Source organism: Bacillus sp. NPDC094077 (assembly GCF_050279465.1).
In the GTDB taxonomy this organism is placed as follows: Bacteria; Bacillota; Bacilli; order Bacillales; family Bacillaceae_G; genus Bacillus_A.
In genome coordinates this window covers 18,606-35,521 of the sequence record NZ_JBNNUF010000015.1, presented here as the reverse complement: position 1 = coordinate 35,521, position 16,916 = coordinate 18,606, and the positions used below count along the sequence as shown (strand labels likewise).

At 32.9% G+C, this 16,916-nt stretch carries 17 protein-coding genes and 3 pseudogenes; 16 read left to right on the top strand and 4 right to left on the bottom strand.

All coding sequences use genetic code 11. The features are described 5' to 3' along the window. Nucleotides 1-921: pseudogene (locus ACQKNR_RS24680) on the top strand (adhesin); the annotation flags it as partial. A gap of 126 nt (nucleotides 922-1,047) precedes the next feature. Here the strand turns inward: ACQKNR_RS24680 and lepB are convergent. Then, entirely contained in the window at nucleotides 1,048-1,584 is a 537-nt protein-coding gene (gene lepB, locus ACQKNR_RS24675) for a signal peptidase I (protein WP_427321481.1), read from the bottom strand. Nucleotides 1,585-1,871: 287 nt separating this feature from the next. On the opposite strand from lepB, the gene ACQKNR_RS24670 reads away from it, so the two are divergent. The 5 genes from ACQKNR_RS24670 to ACQKNR_RS24650 all read left to right on the top strand — a co-directional run bounded on the left by ACQKNR_RS24670 (nucleotide 1,872) and on the right by ACQKNR_RS24650 (nucleotide 4,724). Next, nucleotides 1,872-2,393: a peptide ABC transporter ATP-binding protein gene (locus tag ACQKNR_RS24670; RefSeq protein WP_427321479.1), complete on the top strand. Its 522-nt coding sequence runs from the start codon at nucleotides 1,872-1,874 to the stop codon at nucleotides 2,391-2,393. 23 nt (nucleotides 2,394-2,416) lie between these two features. Then, on the top strand, nucleotides 2,417-2,629 hold the full coding sequence (locus tag ACQKNR_RS24665; protein WP_427321477.1) for a hypothetical protein: 213 nt from the start codon (nucleotides 2,417-2,419) through the stop codon (nucleotides 2,627-2,629). A 612-nt stretch (nucleotides 2,630-3,241) separates the two neighbouring features. Beyond that, nucleotides 3,242-3,583: a DUF4257 domain-containing protein gene (locus ACQKNR_RS24660; protein ID WP_002203144.1), complete on the top strand. Its 342-nt coding sequence runs from the start codon at nucleotides 3,242-3,244 to the stop codon at nucleotides 3,581-3,583. Between the two features lie 88 nt (nucleotides 3,584-3,671). Beyond that, entirely contained in the window at nucleotides 3,672-3,866 is a 195-nt protein-coding gene (locus ACQKNR_RS24655) for a hypothetical protein (RefSeq protein ID WP_427321475.1), read from the top strand. Nucleotides 3,867-4,421: 555 nt separating this feature from the next. Next, a complete protein-coding gene (locus ACQKNR_RS24650; RefSeq protein WP_427321533.1) occupies nucleotides 4,422-4,724 on the top strand; it encodes a winged helix-turn-helix transcriptional regulator in 303 nt (100 codons plus the stop codon). 127 nt (nucleotides 4,725-4,851) lie between these two features. Here ACQKNR_RS24650 and ACQKNR_RS24645 read toward each other — a convergent pair whose 3' ends face one another. Further along, the gene (locus tag ACQKNR_RS24645; protein ID WP_427321473.1) at nucleotides 4,852-5,412 is read right to left on the bottom strand and encodes a sugar O-acetyltransferase; all 561 of its coding nucleotides are present in this window, start codon (nucleotides 5,410-5,412) and stop codon (nucleotides 4,852-4,854) included. Between the two features lie 391 nt (nucleotides 5,413-5,803). Further along, a complete protein-coding gene (locus ACQKNR_RS24640; protein WP_427321471.1) occupies nucleotides 5,804-6,142 on the bottom strand; it encodes a winged helix-turn-helix transcriptional regulator in 339 nt (112 codons plus the stop codon). Between the two features lie 285 nt (nucleotides 6,143-6,427). On the opposite strand from ACQKNR_RS24640, the gene ACQKNR_RS24635 reads away from it, so the two are divergent. From ACQKNR_RS24635 to ACQKNR_RS24610, 6 genes and pseudogenes are all read left to right on the top strand, one after another. Further along, on the top strand, nucleotides 6,428-6,979 hold the full coding sequence (locus ACQKNR_RS24635) for an NAD(P)H-dependent oxidoreductase (RefSeq protein ID WP_427321469.1): 552 nt from the start codon (nucleotides 6,428-6,430) through the stop codon (nucleotides 6,977-6,979). Between the two features lie 392 nt (nucleotides 6,980-7,371). After that, a complete protein-coding gene (locus ACQKNR_RS24630) occupies nucleotides 7,372-8,889 on the top strand; it encodes an aminotransferase class I/II-fold pyridoxal phosphate-dependent enzyme (RefSeq protein WP_427321467.1) in 1,518 nt (505 codons plus the stop codon). Nucleotides 8,890-8,923: 34 nt separating this feature from the next. Next, a complete protein-coding gene (locus ACQKNR_RS24625) occupies nucleotides 8,924-9,694 on the top strand; it encodes a HalD/BesD family halogenase (protein WP_427321465.1) in 771 nt (256 codons plus the stop codon). A gap of 221 nt (nucleotides 9,695-9,915) precedes the next feature. Next, the gene (locus tag ACQKNR_RS24620; protein WP_427321463.1) at nucleotides 9,916-11,409 is read left to right on the top strand and encodes an amino acid permease; all 1,494 of its coding nucleotides are present in this window, start codon (nucleotides 9,916-9,918) and stop codon (nucleotides 11,407-11,409) included. A 64-nt stretch (nucleotides 11,410-11,473) separates the two neighbouring features. Then, nucleotides 11,474-12,037, top strand: coding sequence for an alkyl hydroperoxide reductase subunit C (gene ahpC / locus ACQKNR_RS24615; RefSeq protein WP_063221386.1), 564 nt, complete (start codon nucleotides 11,474-11,476; stop codon nucleotides 12,035-12,037). Nucleotides 12,038-12,338: 301 nt separating this feature from the next. Beyond that, nucleotides 12,339-12,452: pseudogene (locus tag ACQKNR_RS24610) on the top strand (thiol-activated cytolysin C-terminal domain-containing protein); the annotation flags it as partial. Nucleotides 12,453-12,663: 211 nt separating this feature from the next. Here the strand turns inward: ACQKNR_RS24610 and ACQKNR_RS24605 are convergent. Continuing rightward, nucleotides 12,664-13,251 (bottom strand): TetR/AcrR family transcriptional regulator, encoded by a 588-nt coding sequence (locus ACQKNR_RS24605; RefSeq protein ID WP_141528961.1) that lies wholly within the window; start codon nucleotides 13,249-13,251, stop codon nucleotides 12,664-12,666. 359 nt (nucleotides 13,252-13,610) lie between these two features. On the opposite strand from ACQKNR_RS24605, the gene ACQKNR_RS24600 reads away from it, so the two are divergent. The 4 genes and pseudogenes from ACQKNR_RS24600 to ACQKNR_RS24585 all read left to right on the top strand — a co-directional run. Further along, nucleotides 13,611-14,801, top strand: coding sequence for an MFS transporter (locus tag ACQKNR_RS24600; RefSeq protein ID WP_427321460.1), 1,191 nt, complete (start codon nucleotides 13,611-13,613; stop codon nucleotides 14,799-14,801). A gap of 389 nt (nucleotides 14,802-15,190) precedes the next feature. After that, complete coding sequence (locus tag ACQKNR_RS24595) at nucleotides 15,191-15,634, top strand: MarR family winged helix-turn-helix transcriptional regulator (RefSeq protein ID WP_427321458.1); 444 nt, start codon at nucleotides 15,191-15,193, stop codon at nucleotides 15,632-15,634. A 231-nt stretch (nucleotides 15,635-15,865) separates the two neighbouring features. After that, nucleotides 15,866-16,744, top strand: a complete 879-nt coding sequence (locus tag ACQKNR_RS24590; protein WP_427321456.1) for a LysR family transcriptional regulator — start codon at nucleotides 15,866-15,868, stop codon at nucleotides 16,742-16,744. 29 nt (nucleotides 16,745-16,773) lie between these two features. Continuing rightward, nucleotides 16,774-16,884 (top strand): annotated as a pseudogene (locus tag ACQKNR_RS24585) (DDE-type integrase/transposase/recombinase); the annotation flags it as partial. Nucleotides 16,885-16,916 lie beyond the last annotated feature (32 nt).

The following is a 16,916-nucleotide window of genomic DNA, read 5'->3' as shown; positions in this document are numbered from 1 at the left end:
GTAACAGCGACTGACGCATCAGGAAATAGCTCAAGTACAACAGTAACCGTTAATGTAGTTGAAAAAGAGGAAGAAAAGGACACAGAAGCACCAGTAATTACAGCAAAGCAAGATGTGACCGTACATGTAGGGGATAGTCTAAATGCAGGAGACTTAGTAGAAGTAAAAGATAACAAAGATCCAAACCCAGTAGTAACAGTGGGAGCGTATGATACAAGTAAGGCAGGAGAAATTCAAGTAACAGTAACGGCAACTGACGCATCAGGAAATAGTTCAAGTACAACAGTAACCGTTAATGTAGTTGAAAAAGAGGAAGAAAAGGACACAGAAGCACCAGTAATTACAGCGAAGCAAGGTGTGACCGTACATGTAGGGGATAGTCTAAATGCAGGAGACTTAGTAGAAGTAAAAGATAACAAAGATCCAAATCCAGTGGTAACAGTAGGAGCGTATGATACAAGTAAAACAGGAGAAATTCAAGTGACAGTAACAGCGACTGACGCATCAGGAAATAGCTCAAGTACAACAGTAACCGTTAATGTAGTTGAAAAAGAGGAAGAAAAGGACACAGAAGCACCAGTAATTACAGCGAAGCAAGATGTGACCGTACATGTAGGGGATAGTCTAAATGCAGGAGACTTAGTAGAAGTAAAAGATAACAAAGATCCAAATCCAGTAGTAACAGTAGGAGCGTATGATACAAGTAAGTCAGACACAATATCAATTCAAGTAACAGCAATCGATAAGGCAGGTAACAGCTCAAAGGCAACAGTAAATGTTGTAGTTCTTGAGAAAGAAAAGCCAGAGCAAAAGCCAGAACAGAAACCTGAACAGAAATCAGAACAGAAAACTGCAGGAACAATTTCTAAAGAGCCAGGTAATGGTTTACTTGCATCAAATTCTAATGGTGTAGCTAAATAAGATTTTAGCAAAACGATAAAAAATAAAATGTACCCTATCGAATGGATACTTAAAAAGTCTATTCAATAGGGTATTTCTTTTATGATAAATAAAATGTCCTATAAAACTTGCTACCATAATGTTTTCTTAAAAATTCCCAAATCTGTCGAATGGTTTATAGCGTAGAACTACCTTGCCTTCTATATTATTCAAAGATATAAAGCCTATTTCTTTAAATCTGCTGTCTAAACTTTCTTCGCGATTATCTCCTAATACAAAAATTGTATCGTTCGGAACCCTTTCGAAACCATAAATACTTTTTAATGAAAAATTAGCTGTTTTACCTTTTGAGTATGCATCTTTTACCTGACGTCCATTTATATAAAGCTGCTGTGATTTATATTCTATTGTATCTCCGGGGAAACCAACTACTCTTTTTATAATTGTTTTTTTATTGGAAGTGTTTTCTAGGGGGGAATTGACAACAACAATATCAAATCTTTGCAGGTCTTCTATTGAATGGATAAAGTGATTAATCAAAACCTTGTCATTATTAAATAAGGTGTTTTCCATAGAAACTCCAGAAACCTTATATGGAAAAAAAACGAACTGTCTTAGTAACAGTAAGGTAACACCAATTATAAATATTAATATTGGAAAAACAGAAAGTAGACGTTTTTTCAATTGTAAATCAAACTCCAATCTGAGGATTTATAGTATTCATCATAACATAAAATTAGCGGATTAAATATTCTGAAAATTATTGTTTTTACAGGTGTAATTTGTTAAAATTAAGTATACCTTTTTTAAATTTCAATTTTTTATATCTATAACTACTATAGCCCTTTCGGGGTTTCGATTTTCAAAGATAGTTTAAGTTTTTTACTTTTACTTTCTTTTTAAATACAACTCCGAAAAGGGCTTTTTTGCATTTTTTGGAGAATATCACATTGTGAAAGGATGAGTGTTTTATGAAGATTAAGAGATTATTTTTAGTGTTAGGCGTTTTAGCTATGATGTTTGTTTTTTATAACACCTTTATAAAGGATGAACCTCAAACAGATGCTTTAACTCCTATCAAAGTAGAGGACTTGAAACAAAAAGTTCAATACGATTATTTGTTTGAAGATGAATTATCACAAAATGTGATTAACGACTTAGGAGGGCAATTCAAATTAATATTTGATGATATTGATTTGAACGGCTACTTAACCATTTATCAAAATAAAAAAGAACTAGAAATGTTTTTAGGAAATCATGTAACTACTGCAGAATTAGCTGATGCATTTACATCGGACAATTTTAGTACAAATAAGAATTACAAAGTTACTTATAAAAGTAAACCAAGTCTATTTAATTATGAAAAACCAAGAACTGTTACAAAAGTAAAAAAAGGATTGTTTTTGGTAAAACAAAACGACTTAATTCTGGAATTTAAATATGTACCAGAAATAGAGGGATTTCGAATTTCTGAGATTACATATTTAAAATAAAAAATTATTGGGAGGGATTTATTATGTTATTACAAATTAGAACTATTATTGCTGATGCATTAAGAATTGATGAAGAAGTGAATGGCTTTTTGAAGTATTGTGCTAATTACGGGAAAATAGTTAAAAAAATAACACCAAACGGGTTCATGGAACGTGAACAAGGCCAAGCGCTTTTGGTTATGGTAATAGAATATGAAGAAAAAAGTGACTGCGGTTATGAAAAAGACGAGGATTAATTCCTTGTCTTTTTTATTTTCTAAGAAGAGTGGATATATCGACTATGAAAATTATAAAAAAGTGGAGGGTAGTTCACGCGAAAGGTATTATGGTTAGTGCGTGAGACAGGAACGAGAATAATAAATGTATACAACTATGAAAATACAGAGGATAAACAGGTTGCATTTGAGATACTGGAATTCTATATTCATCAAAATTGTAGTGTGATCTACAGCATAATTGATGGCAGATTCAAAAAAATAAATAATAATCAGGCTCTCAAATTATTAGAAGGTGTAAAAGTATCAAATAATTTAGTTTGTTAACTTGAGAAAGTTAAATTACAAAATTAATTTTCTGAATTAAAAGATAAAATAAACTTCATTGTGATATAATTAAGTTGCATTTTTTTCTTTTTCTTTTTTATATCACTAACTACTTATAACCTTTCGGGTTAATGAAATTACACAAAAAGGAACTTTATGTTGCTTTATTTTATTGTGTAAACACTTCATTATCCTGGAAGGTTATTTGTTTTTGCCTGAAAGGGGTGGTGCTATGTCATAAGAACTAATTATTAAATAGAAACTGCTGCTGCAATGTCAAAAGTTTTTCGAAAAGGGGTGTATATTATGTTGATCACTGTTATTGTCACTGTTGTGGCTGGAATGGTCTCAGGATTGGCTAGTCACTACATTACAAACAAAAAGTTTTTGTTGCCTCGTAAAAGCAAGCTTGCATTTCACCCGGGTTTCTTGGGAGAAATGTTTGTAGGCAGTATTGCTTCACTCGTTGGTGTTGCCATGTTTAACCCTGAAACAACAATGGATATTCTCAAGGTGAGTATTCTTGCTGGGATTTCAGGGCAAGCCTTCTTGCTGCACAATCGTTTGGCGACGGAACAAGTGAAAACTGATGAGATTCAGTCTATTTCAAAGAAGTTGACCGAACTTGAGAAAAAGAATAAGGAATAAAAGAGGAGTAATCTGTTATAAATAGAAATAGAGAGATGAGGAGATTTGGTTATGTAATGGCCAAATAAACAGAGTTGAGGTGAGCCCCATGTCTCGAAAGGAAGTTTTTGATTATTTAAATAATCAAGAAAAGCAAGATTTAGCAGAATGGACAGAAGAGCTTAAAAATGCTCAATCTACGAAAGCAGTTAAACTTTATTCAGGTAAGATAAAGGAACTGCTAGGAAAGATTGAACAACGAATGATTAGTTCAGGAGAGGAAGCAGCGACGGTTAGCTTCTAATTGAATAGTAAGATAGAAAGAGGCTGGTGAAGAATTTATCCACCAGCCTCTTTTCTTTATCGGGTAACATTTTATAAAATATTACCTATACAATATGCAATTTGGTCTGCTAATTATCTAGCTATACATACAAAAATAAATAATTCAAATCCAGAAGCCAAAGAATTTGGAAGGACAATGGAATCTTTTTTCTCAACATATGAAAATAGTTTTTTGCTTGCCAGATGTTTTATTGGAAGTGTATTATTTATATATAGGGAATCGCTTGGGTTATTTGAGGTTGCGAGTCTTTCAAAGTCAGATTGAAAGAAAAGGATATATTTAAAAATTAAATAATACCACATAAGTGATTTTCTACAATAAGAATAATAAAATAGAGATTTTGATTTATTTGTATGGTTTTATCATAATTACATGTTAAAATTTCATTGGAAAGATACTTAAGAATGGATATCATTGGGTATAAAGTCGATTTAATCCGATTTATCATATGTAAATAGGGGGAATATTTTGAAGGGCGCTACATATAATTGTGGAATAGAATTATTATTAAACATGATAGGTGGAAAATGGAAGACTTTAATTATGTATTACTTAATTACTAAAAGCAAGCGCTTCAGTGAATTGAAGAGTTTACTTCCTGGAATTACCTCGAAAATGTTAACCAAACAATTGAGAGAATTAGAAAGAGATGGATTGATTAAAAGAGAGATATATCATCAAGTACCACTAAAAGTGGAATATTCTCTTACTGGTAAAGGAATGGAATTAAAAGTAATTTTACTACAAATGTGTGAAGTTGGAACAAGGTATCTTGATCATGAAAATAGTTATCAAAAGGCAGTACAATTAGTTTGATAATCAGAATAAAACCCTATAAAGTAGATTTTCATAGTATCTACTCTATAGGGTTTTATTTTACCTAAATTAAATATTTTATTCTGATATAAAAATAAAATGGTATATATAAGAATACTGGTTATACTTAAAGTTCACTTATTGACTTAATCACTCTACAAGGGTTTCCTACTGCTACAACATTAGCCGGAATATCCTTTGTTACTACACTTCCAGATCCAATAATACTGTTTTCGCCGATAGAAACGCCCATATTTATTACCGTATTTCCTCCTACCCAAACATTATCAGCAATATTTACAGGTGCAGCTATTTCATATCCTTCTAGTCTAGCCTGTGGTTCTTTTACATGATTTACAGCGTAAATTTGTACCCTTGGTCCTAGCCATACATTATTTCCAATGGTCACTTTACCACAATCTAAAATAATACAATCAAAGTTTGCAAAGAAATTATCGCCTACCTCGATGTTATATCCAAACTCGCAACGGAAGTTGGGCTCTACGAATGTATTTAAACCACGTTTTCTGAATAGCTTTGTAAGTAGCATATCACGATAATCACGGTCAGTATCCGTGGTTACATTATACAATCGTGTAAGTTTTTTAGCATTTTCTCTTGCTGTTACTAATTCATTGTCAAATCCACAATAAATTTCTCCTAGTTGCATCTTTTCTTTTACGTTCATTTAATAATCTCCTTTTCTGTCTCCATAAATTTTTTAATAATTATGTTCGAATAGTTTTTTGACTATTCATCTTCTACTCAATTTTGAGCAGAAACATTGAGTAGAAGCCTATATTCATAATTGCTAAATTAAACTTTTTTGTTATTTACATTGACAAAAAAGTTTAAATTTATTGGCAACATATGACAAGGTAATTATATTTAAATATTCAGAAAAGTCAATTGTTTTTAGATTTATTTACAAATTATTAATATATTTTTTTACGAGTATTTTGGAAGGGAAATCATGCTTATTTGAAAAGGGATTTAAAAACCAAAACCAATATAACATGATGAAAAACTCGTATATAATTATTTGAATTAGGCTAGTTTAGCGCTAGTTATATAGCTGTTTAATTAGCAGAAAGTAGGTCATCTTCTAGTTTTTTTTCAATGTGGTTTTTACCCCATTCACACATATTATCAAGTACTTTGGTTAAAGACGTTCCATACGCACTTAAAGAGTACTCCACTTTTGGTGGGATTTGAGTATAAACAGTACGATCGATAATTCCATCAGATTCTAATTCTCTTAATTGCTGTGTAAGCATTTTTTGAGTAATACAAGGCATGGCTCGTTTTATCTCACTAGTTCTTTTTTTTCCATCAAGCAAAATACATAATATTACTACTTTCCATTTGCCACCTACAACGTCAAGAGTTACTTCGATAGGGAAGTTATAAGTTTTCATTGCATCTTCTCCTTTCAAGAATAAGATTACATATAAAAGAATGCGTTTTCATAATAGGTTTCACAAAAGTGTTATGTAATTCAAATAGAATAGTCCTACAATTATTTGAATCTCCTTTCTCTTAATTAGGCACTTAAAAGTACCTATGAAACTTAAAAGTGCCTATGGAACTTAGAAGTGCGTACTTTAAATATTGCTATATGTAGTAGATAATGTCAATATTACCAAAATATAAAAAGATTATTTTACGAATGTGATGTTAATCTTTTGAGAGGGAGTATATTCATGAAAGCACTTGTAGTTATTGCACATCCAAATATTGAGAAGTCTCGCATTAATAAACGTTGGTTAGAAGAATTAAAAAAATACCCGGAAGATTTTACAATACATGAATTATATAAAGAGTATCCAGATTGGAAATTTGACATTGAGCGTGAGCAAAAGTTGTTAGTAGAACATGACCGCTATATTTTTCAATTTCCATTCTACTGGTATAGTTCGCCACCATTATTAAAGAAATGGTTTGATGATATTTTGACATATGGGTTTGCATATGGATCAACAGGAGATAAGCTTCGTGGAAAAGAATTTGGGTTAGCCATTTCAGCTGGTGTGATAGAAAAGGAATATCGAGCTGGTGAGGCAAATGAGTATACATTAAGTGAATTGTTAAGACCTTATCAAGCATCTTGTCTTTATACTGGTATGAAATTCCTTCCTACATTTGCTCTTTATGGTGTAGATTATAATTTACCTGATGAGAAATTAGAGGAAAGTGCAACAGATTATATAAATCATATTGAAAAATTTAGCAAGGTTAAAGTGATGGATATTTAATTAGATTTATTCTTATGCTGGAAATCACGAATATTTTAGAGCCCCATACAATGGGGCTCTTTTTGTATTAAGAAGGTCTTATGATAAGTTACTTATAGTAAATAGCTTATTATAAGTAATTATGTATGCAATGGGGTACTCTGATACAAAAAAGTGCCTACTTCACATTATTTTCAGTAAATATATAATAAAAATTGAATCTTAAGAAATTTTAATTTTAAGAAATTTAGATTTAATCTTAAGCAGCTTAGATAAATAGGAGGGATAAGGTAAGAGAATTATAGATACAGATATCATTGATGGTATTAGTGGGTAAATACGTAATGGATATTAAATGGAAATTTGCTGTTTTATCAAATATGAAAGTACACATAATTAAGAGAGGTGATTCTTTGCAGATCCAATTAAATACCGTAAAAAGTAAATGTAAAGATGAGCAATATGAAACACCACTAATTACTGGAGTAAAGAATTACATAGAGGGTAATTTTCTACAAATGCATACCCCTGGCCATATAAAGGGAAGAGGTTTGGACGAGGAATTTACAACATATTTTGGGAAAAATACTTTAGATTTTGATTTAGTAGGAATACCGCCATTAGATTATTTACGCCATCCAACTGGAATTATTCATGAGGCACAGAAGCTAGCTGCAAAAGCCTTTGGGGCTGACTACACGATTTTTAGTGTTCAAGGTACTAGTAGTGCTAATGTAGTTATGATTATGAGCATTTGTAATCCTGGAGATAAGATAATTGTACCTAGGAATGTTCATGCTTCTATTGTTAGTGGACTTATACTATCCGGTGCTGTACCAATCTTTATATCTCCTGAAATTGATCCGGTATATGGAGTTTGTCATGGGATTAGTCTAGAAAATATTCAAAAAACCTTAGATGAGCACCCGGACGTTAAAGGTGTATGTATAATAAACCCTACCTATTATGGTGTTGTAACAGACTTGAAACAAATAATAGATTATGTTCATTCGAAAGGAATCCCTGTAATAGTTGACGAGGCTCAGGGATCACATGTTCATTTTCATCCTGATTTACCAATGTCTGCAATGCAAGCTGGTGCGGACATTGCATCGTCTAGTATGCATAAAATGGGTGGTTCGTTTACTCAAACGAGTGTTATCAATGTTCAAGAGGGACTAGTTAGCTTAGACAGAGTTAAAGAGAATTTCTCTTTAATTACTACTACTAGTGCAAATTATATATTAATGGCCTCATTAGATGCTGCTCGCAAACAACTGGCGATAAACGGAGAAAAATTATTAGGACGCGCAATTGCATTATCTCGTAAAGCTAGAAATGAAATTGATCAAATGTATGGACTTTCTTGTTTAAAACCAGAAGATTTGAATCATTCGAGCTCTAGTTTTGCTTTAGATGAGACAAAGCTTTGTATAAACGTTACTAATTGGGGTGTAACAGGAAGAGAAGTAGAAAATATTTTGCGAGATGATTACCGTATAGAAGTTGAGCTTTCCGATGTGAATAATATTCTTTTTATTATTACAATTGGGCATGATGAATCGGATATTAATCAACTAGTACAAGCGTTAGGTTCGTTGGCTAGGAGATTCAACAATGGGGAAATACAGTCAGATGCAAAACTATTTGCAAGAAGTCAGTGGTCTATGAACGTACTAACACCACCTCAATTAGCTCTCACACCAAGAGAAGCATATTTTTCAAAGGTAAAATATGTGGAGTTAGATCAAGCTATTGGACGAGTAGCTGCTGAGTCAGTCCTTGTTACACCTCCGGGTATACCTGTTCTTTTACCAGGAGAGATAATTACGAAAGATATTACAGACTACCTTAATTATTGTCTCGAATTAGGACTCTCTGTACAAAGTAGTAATGGTTTACATGCGATTAAAGTAATTGATGATAAATAAACTATACTTATTTGAAAATTAGGAGGAATTTACTATGGAATTTCAAAAACAATTTGACACTATTATAGAAAATCATATCAACTCGCTTCAAAAAGATTACTTACTAGTACTTCAGGAGAGATTTAAAAATGAAGGATTAGCAATGATGAATGACATGTTACCTCAACCTTTAATTGCAGCTATGTCTGCTGAAGCAAAATATCTTCTTTCAGAAAATGCAAAACGTCGTGATATTACTATTAAAGCTACAGGTAATACACCTCGTAACTTTAATGTAGTAAATCGTGACAGTATTTCTGAAAAGGGAAAGATAATTCCAGCATTTTTTAAATCTGAAGTGATATTAAACTTCTTAACATTTTTAAATAATAATGAACCGGTACATCGTATTCCATATACGCCAGAAGAATTTATTATTAATAATCAGCAAAAAACGGGTGATACTCATGGTTGGCATTGGGATGACTACACATTTGCTTTAATTTGGGTAATTGAAGCACCTAAAGAAGGGGAAGGAGCTATTGTTGAATATATTCCTAATACCGTATGGGATAAAGAAAATCCTGAAACGGGATTAAAAGCGGTACTTGAAAATCGTGAAATTCAAAATGTATATGTTCCCCAAGACCATTGTTACTTTATGAAAGCTGGCACTACATTGCATAGGGTGACACCTTTAGAAAATGATTCTCGTCGTACTGTTGTGGTCTTTAGTTATGCATCTGAAGAAGATTTAATTAAAAATATTTCTCATGAGACTATGGGAGAAATCTATGAAGATACTAAGGAGTTAGTTGAGGTTTAAGCTTTAGATTAATTAAAACATTTTTACAGTCGGAGAGAGGTGTTCATTCCCTTCGGCTGTATTGTTTTGGAGTTTAAAGAATTAAAACATACTGATGTACATTGGAAAATAGATTGATTTTATATTGTTCTAATTAAACTTTAAATAGATGTCCAATCCATTTTTATTAGGTTTCTTATAAGTTTAATTAATCTCTAAACACGATATATATGGGGGAAATCATGAGTTCTGAAAGAGCAACTGTAACTTCGAGTATAGACAATACAATTCATAAACCCAATGGAAATCCTACAGGCACGTTAAAAAGAACATTAGAAACAAGACACCTGACTATGATTGCTATAGGCGGATCAATTGGAACAGGTTTATTCGTTTCTAGTGGTACATCTATTCAAATGGCCGGGCCCGGTGGAGCTTTATTAGCCTATATTTTAATAGGCGTAATGGTGTATTTAATTATGATGAGTTTGGGTGAATTAGCTACATATCTACCTGATTCAGGTTCATTTAGTACATATGCCACTAAATTTGTAGATCCAGCTCTTGGTTTTGCTCTTGGATGGAATTATTGGTATACATGGGCAATTACAATAGCAGTTGAATTATCCGCCTCTGCTATCATCATGAAATTCTGGTTCCCACCAGTTCCAGGAATTATATGGAGTGCTATTTTTTTAACCATTATTGTATTGCTTAATTACTTTTCTACACAGTCATTTGGAGAAGCTGAGTTCTGGTTTTCTTTAATTAAAGTAATCACAATTATAATTTTTCTATTAGTAGGATTATTTACTATTTTTGGAATCATAGGTGGAGAATTTATAGGTTTTAAAAATTTCACTATAGAGGAAGCACCTTTTCCATCTAATAGTCTCAGTATCCTCTCTGTTTTTATGATTGCAGGATTTTCTTTTCAAGGAACAGAATTAATTGGAGTTGCAGCTGGAGAAAGTAAGAATCCTAAAAAGAATGTACCCAAGGCTATAAAACAGGTGTTTTGGAGAATTCTACTTTTTTATATTTGTTCTATTCTAATTATCGGATTGCGTATTCCATATACAAATCCTTATTTGATGAATAGTGATATTGAAAATATCTCAATGAGTCCTTTCACTATAGTATTTGAAAAGGCTGGTCTTGCATTTGCAGCATCGGTTATGAACGCTGTAATATTAACTTCTATTTTATCCGCCGCGAATTCGGGAGTGTATGCGTCTACTCGAATACTTTGGTCCTTGGCTAAAGAGGGGAAAGCTCCAAAATCACTTTTGAAGTTAAATAAAAATGGTATACCAGTAAATGCTTTAATTATAACTTCTCTAGTGGGTATGTTCGCTTTTCTATCTTCATTTTTTGGCGAAGGAGTGGTATTTAGGTGGTTGCTAAATTCATCAGGGCTATCAGGTTTTTTATCATGGATAGGCATCGCATTATGTCATTATCGATTCCGAAGGGCATATGTGGCACAAGGGAAAGATATTAACACTCTTCCTTACAAAGCTAAATGGTTTCCAATTGCTCCTATAATTTCAATTATATTATGTTTAACTATTATAGTAGGTCAAGAGTATAATGCTATCCTCAAAATGGAGATTTCATGGATTGATCTTTGTACAACATATAGTAGTGTGGTTATTTTTTTATGTCTTTGGTTTGGTTACAAACTAAAATATAAAACTAAATTGATTGATCTTAAGAATTGTGATTTAAAATAGGTTCAGACTCTTATAAACAAATATATATAGGTTTATCAAAAAAACTATTAGGAGGAATTTTATTATGTTATTAATTGGGACAGAAGTTAAACCGTTTAAAGCAGAGGCGTACCATAATGGTAAATTTATAGAGGTTACTGAGGAAAATTTAAAAGGTAAGTGGAGTGTAGTTTGCTTCTATCCAGCAGACTTCACATTCGTTTGTCCAACTGAACTTGAAGACTTACAAAACCAATATGCAACTCTAAAAGAATTAGGAGTTGAAGTATACTCTGTATCTACAGACACTCACTTTACACATAAAGCTTGGCATGATAACTCAGAAACCATTGGCAAAATCGAATACATTATGATTGGTGATCCAACTCGTACAATCACTAGTAACTTCAATGTTTTAATTGAAGAAGAAGGTCTTGCTGCTCGTGGTACATTTATCATCGATCCAGATGGTGTTATCCAGTCTATGGAAATCAATGCAGACGGTATCGGCCGTGATGCAAGCATCCTTGTTAACAAAATTAAAGCAGCTCAATATGTACGTAACAACCCAGGTGAAGTTTGTCCAGCTAAATGGAAAGAGGGTTCCGCAACACTTAAACCAAGCCTTGACCTTGTAGGGAAAATCTAAGGATTTTAATCAAAATAATACTAGATGCAGATATAAAAACACAAATATCCCAATATCCAAAATTAATGGAGAAAGATATTCCTCATAAAGTTAGCGCAATAGACGATAACGTTTATAAAGATTAAAAGCTGACGCTGTATTATAAGAACGTCTTAACAGCATACCTAACGCAACTGTTCTGAAAAATGTTTAAACGAAAGAAATTATTGGCACTGACAAAGTAGGTAATATACCTAATATCAATTGTGAAATTGAAGAAGTGCAAGACTTTGAATAACAAGATGTCTTCGTTCAAATTGCTCTTGTATGGGAATGGTGGAGAGCAATTATTAATGAACAAAATGTTCCATTAACAAATGAAATAAAGGTTTCAATTGGAGGAACAACATTGTACCCAACTGCTAATATTAGTCATTGGGTAAAAGTGAAGTGCCCTGTTTCAGGGTGCTTTTTTCTTTGTTATATAGAAATTACATATTAATTATTAATTCTTAAACTGATGTATATAGGGGACCACTCCATATATACATCAGTTTAAAAACATGAAATACTTTATTTATCAAGTCAATTTAAGTTACATCCGCATAGGAGGGAGTGGGAGTTCTAAACACTTGTTTGAATATTAATCACTTCAATCGTATTCCTTCGAATGCATTTATTACCAAGTCATGCACATAGGAATCATCCAACTTTTCACCAGTTACTAGCAACCGATAGAAAATTGGTCCGTAAATGAGATCGATGCTTAAGTCAACATCGAGGTTTTCTTTTAATTCGCCTCTTTTAATTCCCTTCTCCAGAAGTTGCTTTGCTTGCAGGCGACGTGGTTGGAAATATCGAGCACGATATTCCTCTGCTAGTTTCGAATCAAATTGCCCTTCGCCAACTAACTCAGTAATAATAGTGCCTTCTCGACTTATTAAAAAACTGGCTAAACTTGTGGCGTGAGTTAAGATATCAGTCAATGCTGAACCTGTGTCAGGTACAGGCAATCTGGCAGCAGCAGCAGAAAGAAAACCATCCATTACCACAGCAGCCTTATTTGGCCACCATTTATAAATCGTAGCTTTACTAACTTTAGCACGGTCTGCAATTTTATCAACTGTGACTGCTTTAAAGCCACTTTCCAGTAATAACTCATAGGATGCAGAAAGGATAGCCTTTTGGGTTTCGATATTACGTGGTCGACCTCTTTTACCTTGCACATTAATCATTCCTTTCAAGAACATAAACTATACGTTTAGTATACTTAATATGAACGAATAATAAAATAGCCTATTTACAAAACTGAACGTTTAGTATATATTCTAGGTAATTAATAAACTAAACGTTCAGTTTATTAATTGCCTAGCATCTTAGAATGGTAAGACCTTTAAACAGGTTCCCAAATTCACAAAGTGAATTACCAAAAAATATTTAGAAAAGGGGAATAAAAAAGTGGGGAAATTGAATCTTTTGAAAGAAGAACGGAAAGTAGTTCAGGCTCAATTTAGAACAATGAACAAAGGTAGTGCAGTAGTTCTTGCCAAGGTGATTCAGTAATTTTGAAATAAAAGTATGGGAGGAAATAGATATGTCTAATTTTAAAAATAAAGCAATTGATAAGGAGATTTCATCGGGTTTAATTATTCTTCTAGCAACTGCATGTGGTATTATTGTGGCTAATCTTTATTATGCCCAGCCTTTAATTGGGGTAATTAGTAATGTAATTGGGCTTTCTAATAGTAGCGCTGGATTAATTGTAACGCTAACTCAGATTGGATATGTTGTTGGTTTACTATTTCTTGTACCTTTAGGGGATATTGTTGAGAATAGAAAATTGATAATTATATTGTTATTTCTAAGTGCAGTTGCTCTAATTGCCACAGTTTTTGTAAAGAGCGCAATCTTGTTGTTAGTAGCTTCATTCTTTATCGGACTGGGGTCGGTCGCAGCGCAAGTGCTCGTACCTTTTGTATCATACCTTTCATCGGAAGATGCACGCGGTCGTGTAGTTGGTAATGTCATGAGTGGCCTGTTATTAGGTATTATGCTTGCGCGTCCGATATCTAGTCTAGTAGCTGATATCTGGGGATGGAATGCAATATTTGCTTTATCTGCTACTGTAATTATTGTCTTGGCGTTTGTATTATCGAAAGTACTTCCTACTAGGAAACCAACGGCAAAAACAAATTATACCGCCTTACTTAGTTCAATGTGGCAACTACTACGAACTACTCCAATTTTACGCCGTCGTGCAATTTATCATGCTTGTGTTTTTGGGGCTTTCAGCTTATTTTGGACCACTGTTCCATTATTATTGTCTAGTCCTGCTTTTCATTTTTCCCAGACTGCCATAGCATTATATGCACTTGTCGGAATTACAGGTGCAATAGCTGCTCCAATAGGTGGTCGTTTAGCTGATCTTGGCTGGACACGACCCGCCACTGGAATAGCTCTTACTGTTGTTATTATTTCTTTATTACTACCACTTCTTATTCAAAGTAGCTCGCCCTTTGGAATAGCTGTTTTAGTAATTGCTGCAATTCTGTTGGACATGGGAGTATCTGCAAACCTTGTGCTTAGTCAACGTTTAATTTTCTCGTTGGGACCAGAAATTCGAAGTCGATTAAATGGATTATTTATGGCTATGTTCTTTTTGGGAGGTGCTGTTGGATCCTCTATTGGAGGATGGGCATACGCCTTAGGTGGATGGAGTCTAGCATTATGGATAGGAATCGCTTTTCCGATCATAGCCCTTCTTTATTTTTCTACAGAGAAATAGTTTTATAATTTAATTTTAGCAGTCCAGATTCGTTTGAATGCTTATTCATTGGTATGTCCGAGTTTTATAGATTAATGGCGGTTATTTTGAAGTTTGATTTTTTGTCCCTATCGCTAAAGGAGGACAAAACTCACCATGTAAAATGTGTCCGAATTCCATTTAGACTATGACAAAAGAGAGCTTGCGTTAGAAAACAAGCCCTCTTTAAAAAAAATAACGCAATTGAGATGCTTATATTTTAACAATTATTCTCTTACGATTCCATATGTCTCATGTTGAGAAATAAATTATAAGTGGTTTGATAAAACTAAAATGGATTATTGACATAATATTTTGACGATAATATAATAAATCTCGAATTCAAGATAACTTGTAAAGGATTGGTAATTATGAGCGTAATTAACGATGAGAGCTTATCTTTAAAGTTATTTGTTATATTATCAAGGGCAGCACAGTCAATCACTAAGCGAATCGAAGAAGATATAAAAAGTTATGGACTTAATCCAACTGAATTTGCAGTGCTTGAGCTACTGTACAGTAAAGGCGATCAGCCTATACAAAAAATTGGAGACAAAATATTACTTGCAAGTAGTAGTATCACGTATGTAGTGGATAAGTTGGAAAAGAAGAGGTTCTTAATACGAAAGCCATGTCCTAAAGACCGCCGTGTCACGTATGCGTCAATTACTTCAGAAGGTATTGAATTGATGGATACTATTTTCCCTCAGCATAAAGAGGCAATTCGGCAAATATTTGGTGGTTTGGACTATATTGAGAAAAAAATGATAATCGAACAGTTGAAGAAATTAGGATATTATGCACAAGAACTATAATTTTTAGAAATATATCTCGAATTAGTAATATCCTAATTAAATATAAATTAAATATAAATTAAATAAATAGGAGGAAAAAATCAATAAATGGTAGTACATTTATGAGAAGCCATAATGAAGAAATAATGGAATTACAATTAGTATAAACAGGAAAGATAGTTGTTATAATAACGCATACAAATTGTTCTTTTAAATGTGAATCTTTCATAAAGCGGAGAGTGGGTATCAAGAATGGAATTACGTCATTTAGAGTATTTTATTCAAGTTTGTAATAGTGGTAGTTTTACTAAAGCTGCGGAAGTTCTAGGTATTTCACAGCCGACTTTAAGTCAACAAATACGTGTGTTAGAAGGTGAACTTGATACACCTTTATTTCATCGAGTTGGAAGAGGCATCAAAATTACAGAAGCAGGTAAATTGCTATTTGATAAAGGGAAATTTATCATGCAACAATTTGATGAGGTTTATAACGAAATTTTTGAATTAAAGGGTGTGAAAAGAGGTGTGATTACTATAGGAGGTTTATTAGAAGATCTCACTTATTTAACGCCTTATATTATGAAGTTTCAACAACGTTATCCCAACATCGTAGTAAAAATTATAGAATCAGAAGTTGCTGTAAATCAAATCGTTGACAAAAATATTGATATAGGGATCACACGTAGTGCTCAAATTCCAGACACATTAACAAGCACCCATTTGTATAGCGAAGATCTCGTCCTTGTAATTCCAAAAAATCATCATTTGCATGAAAAGTCATTTGTTTCTTTTCGAGAATTAGCAGGGATGGGTAAAGTAATGGTTTCATGTAGTTGTCGTGAATCGATTAAGATATATTGTGAAAGTTTAGGGTTATCTTTATCTGAAGCAAATATAGAAACAAAATCTTCTATTTCTCTATTGAGCCTTGTATACAATGGATATGGGGTTGCCATAATACCTCTTTCACTGGTTGACTTTGTTAATAAAGATACCTTAAGCGTAGTTCGTATTACTGATCCAATACCAAGTCAAGATATTAATCTTATTCACTTTGATGATAAATTTTTAAGTTTTTCAGCACGTATCTTTATGCAGAAGTTAAATGATCTTGAAAAAGTATCAGTATAATAGAAATAATAATGATTCTAGTGTAAAAATTGAAAGTAATCTTTAAGTCTTGGGATGAGACTTATATTAAAGTCAAAGGGCAGTGGATTTATATGTGTGGTGTAGTCGATTCAAAAGGGAATACCATTGACTTTTATTTAAGGGAAAAGGATAGACTTTGCAAGGAGAGAAG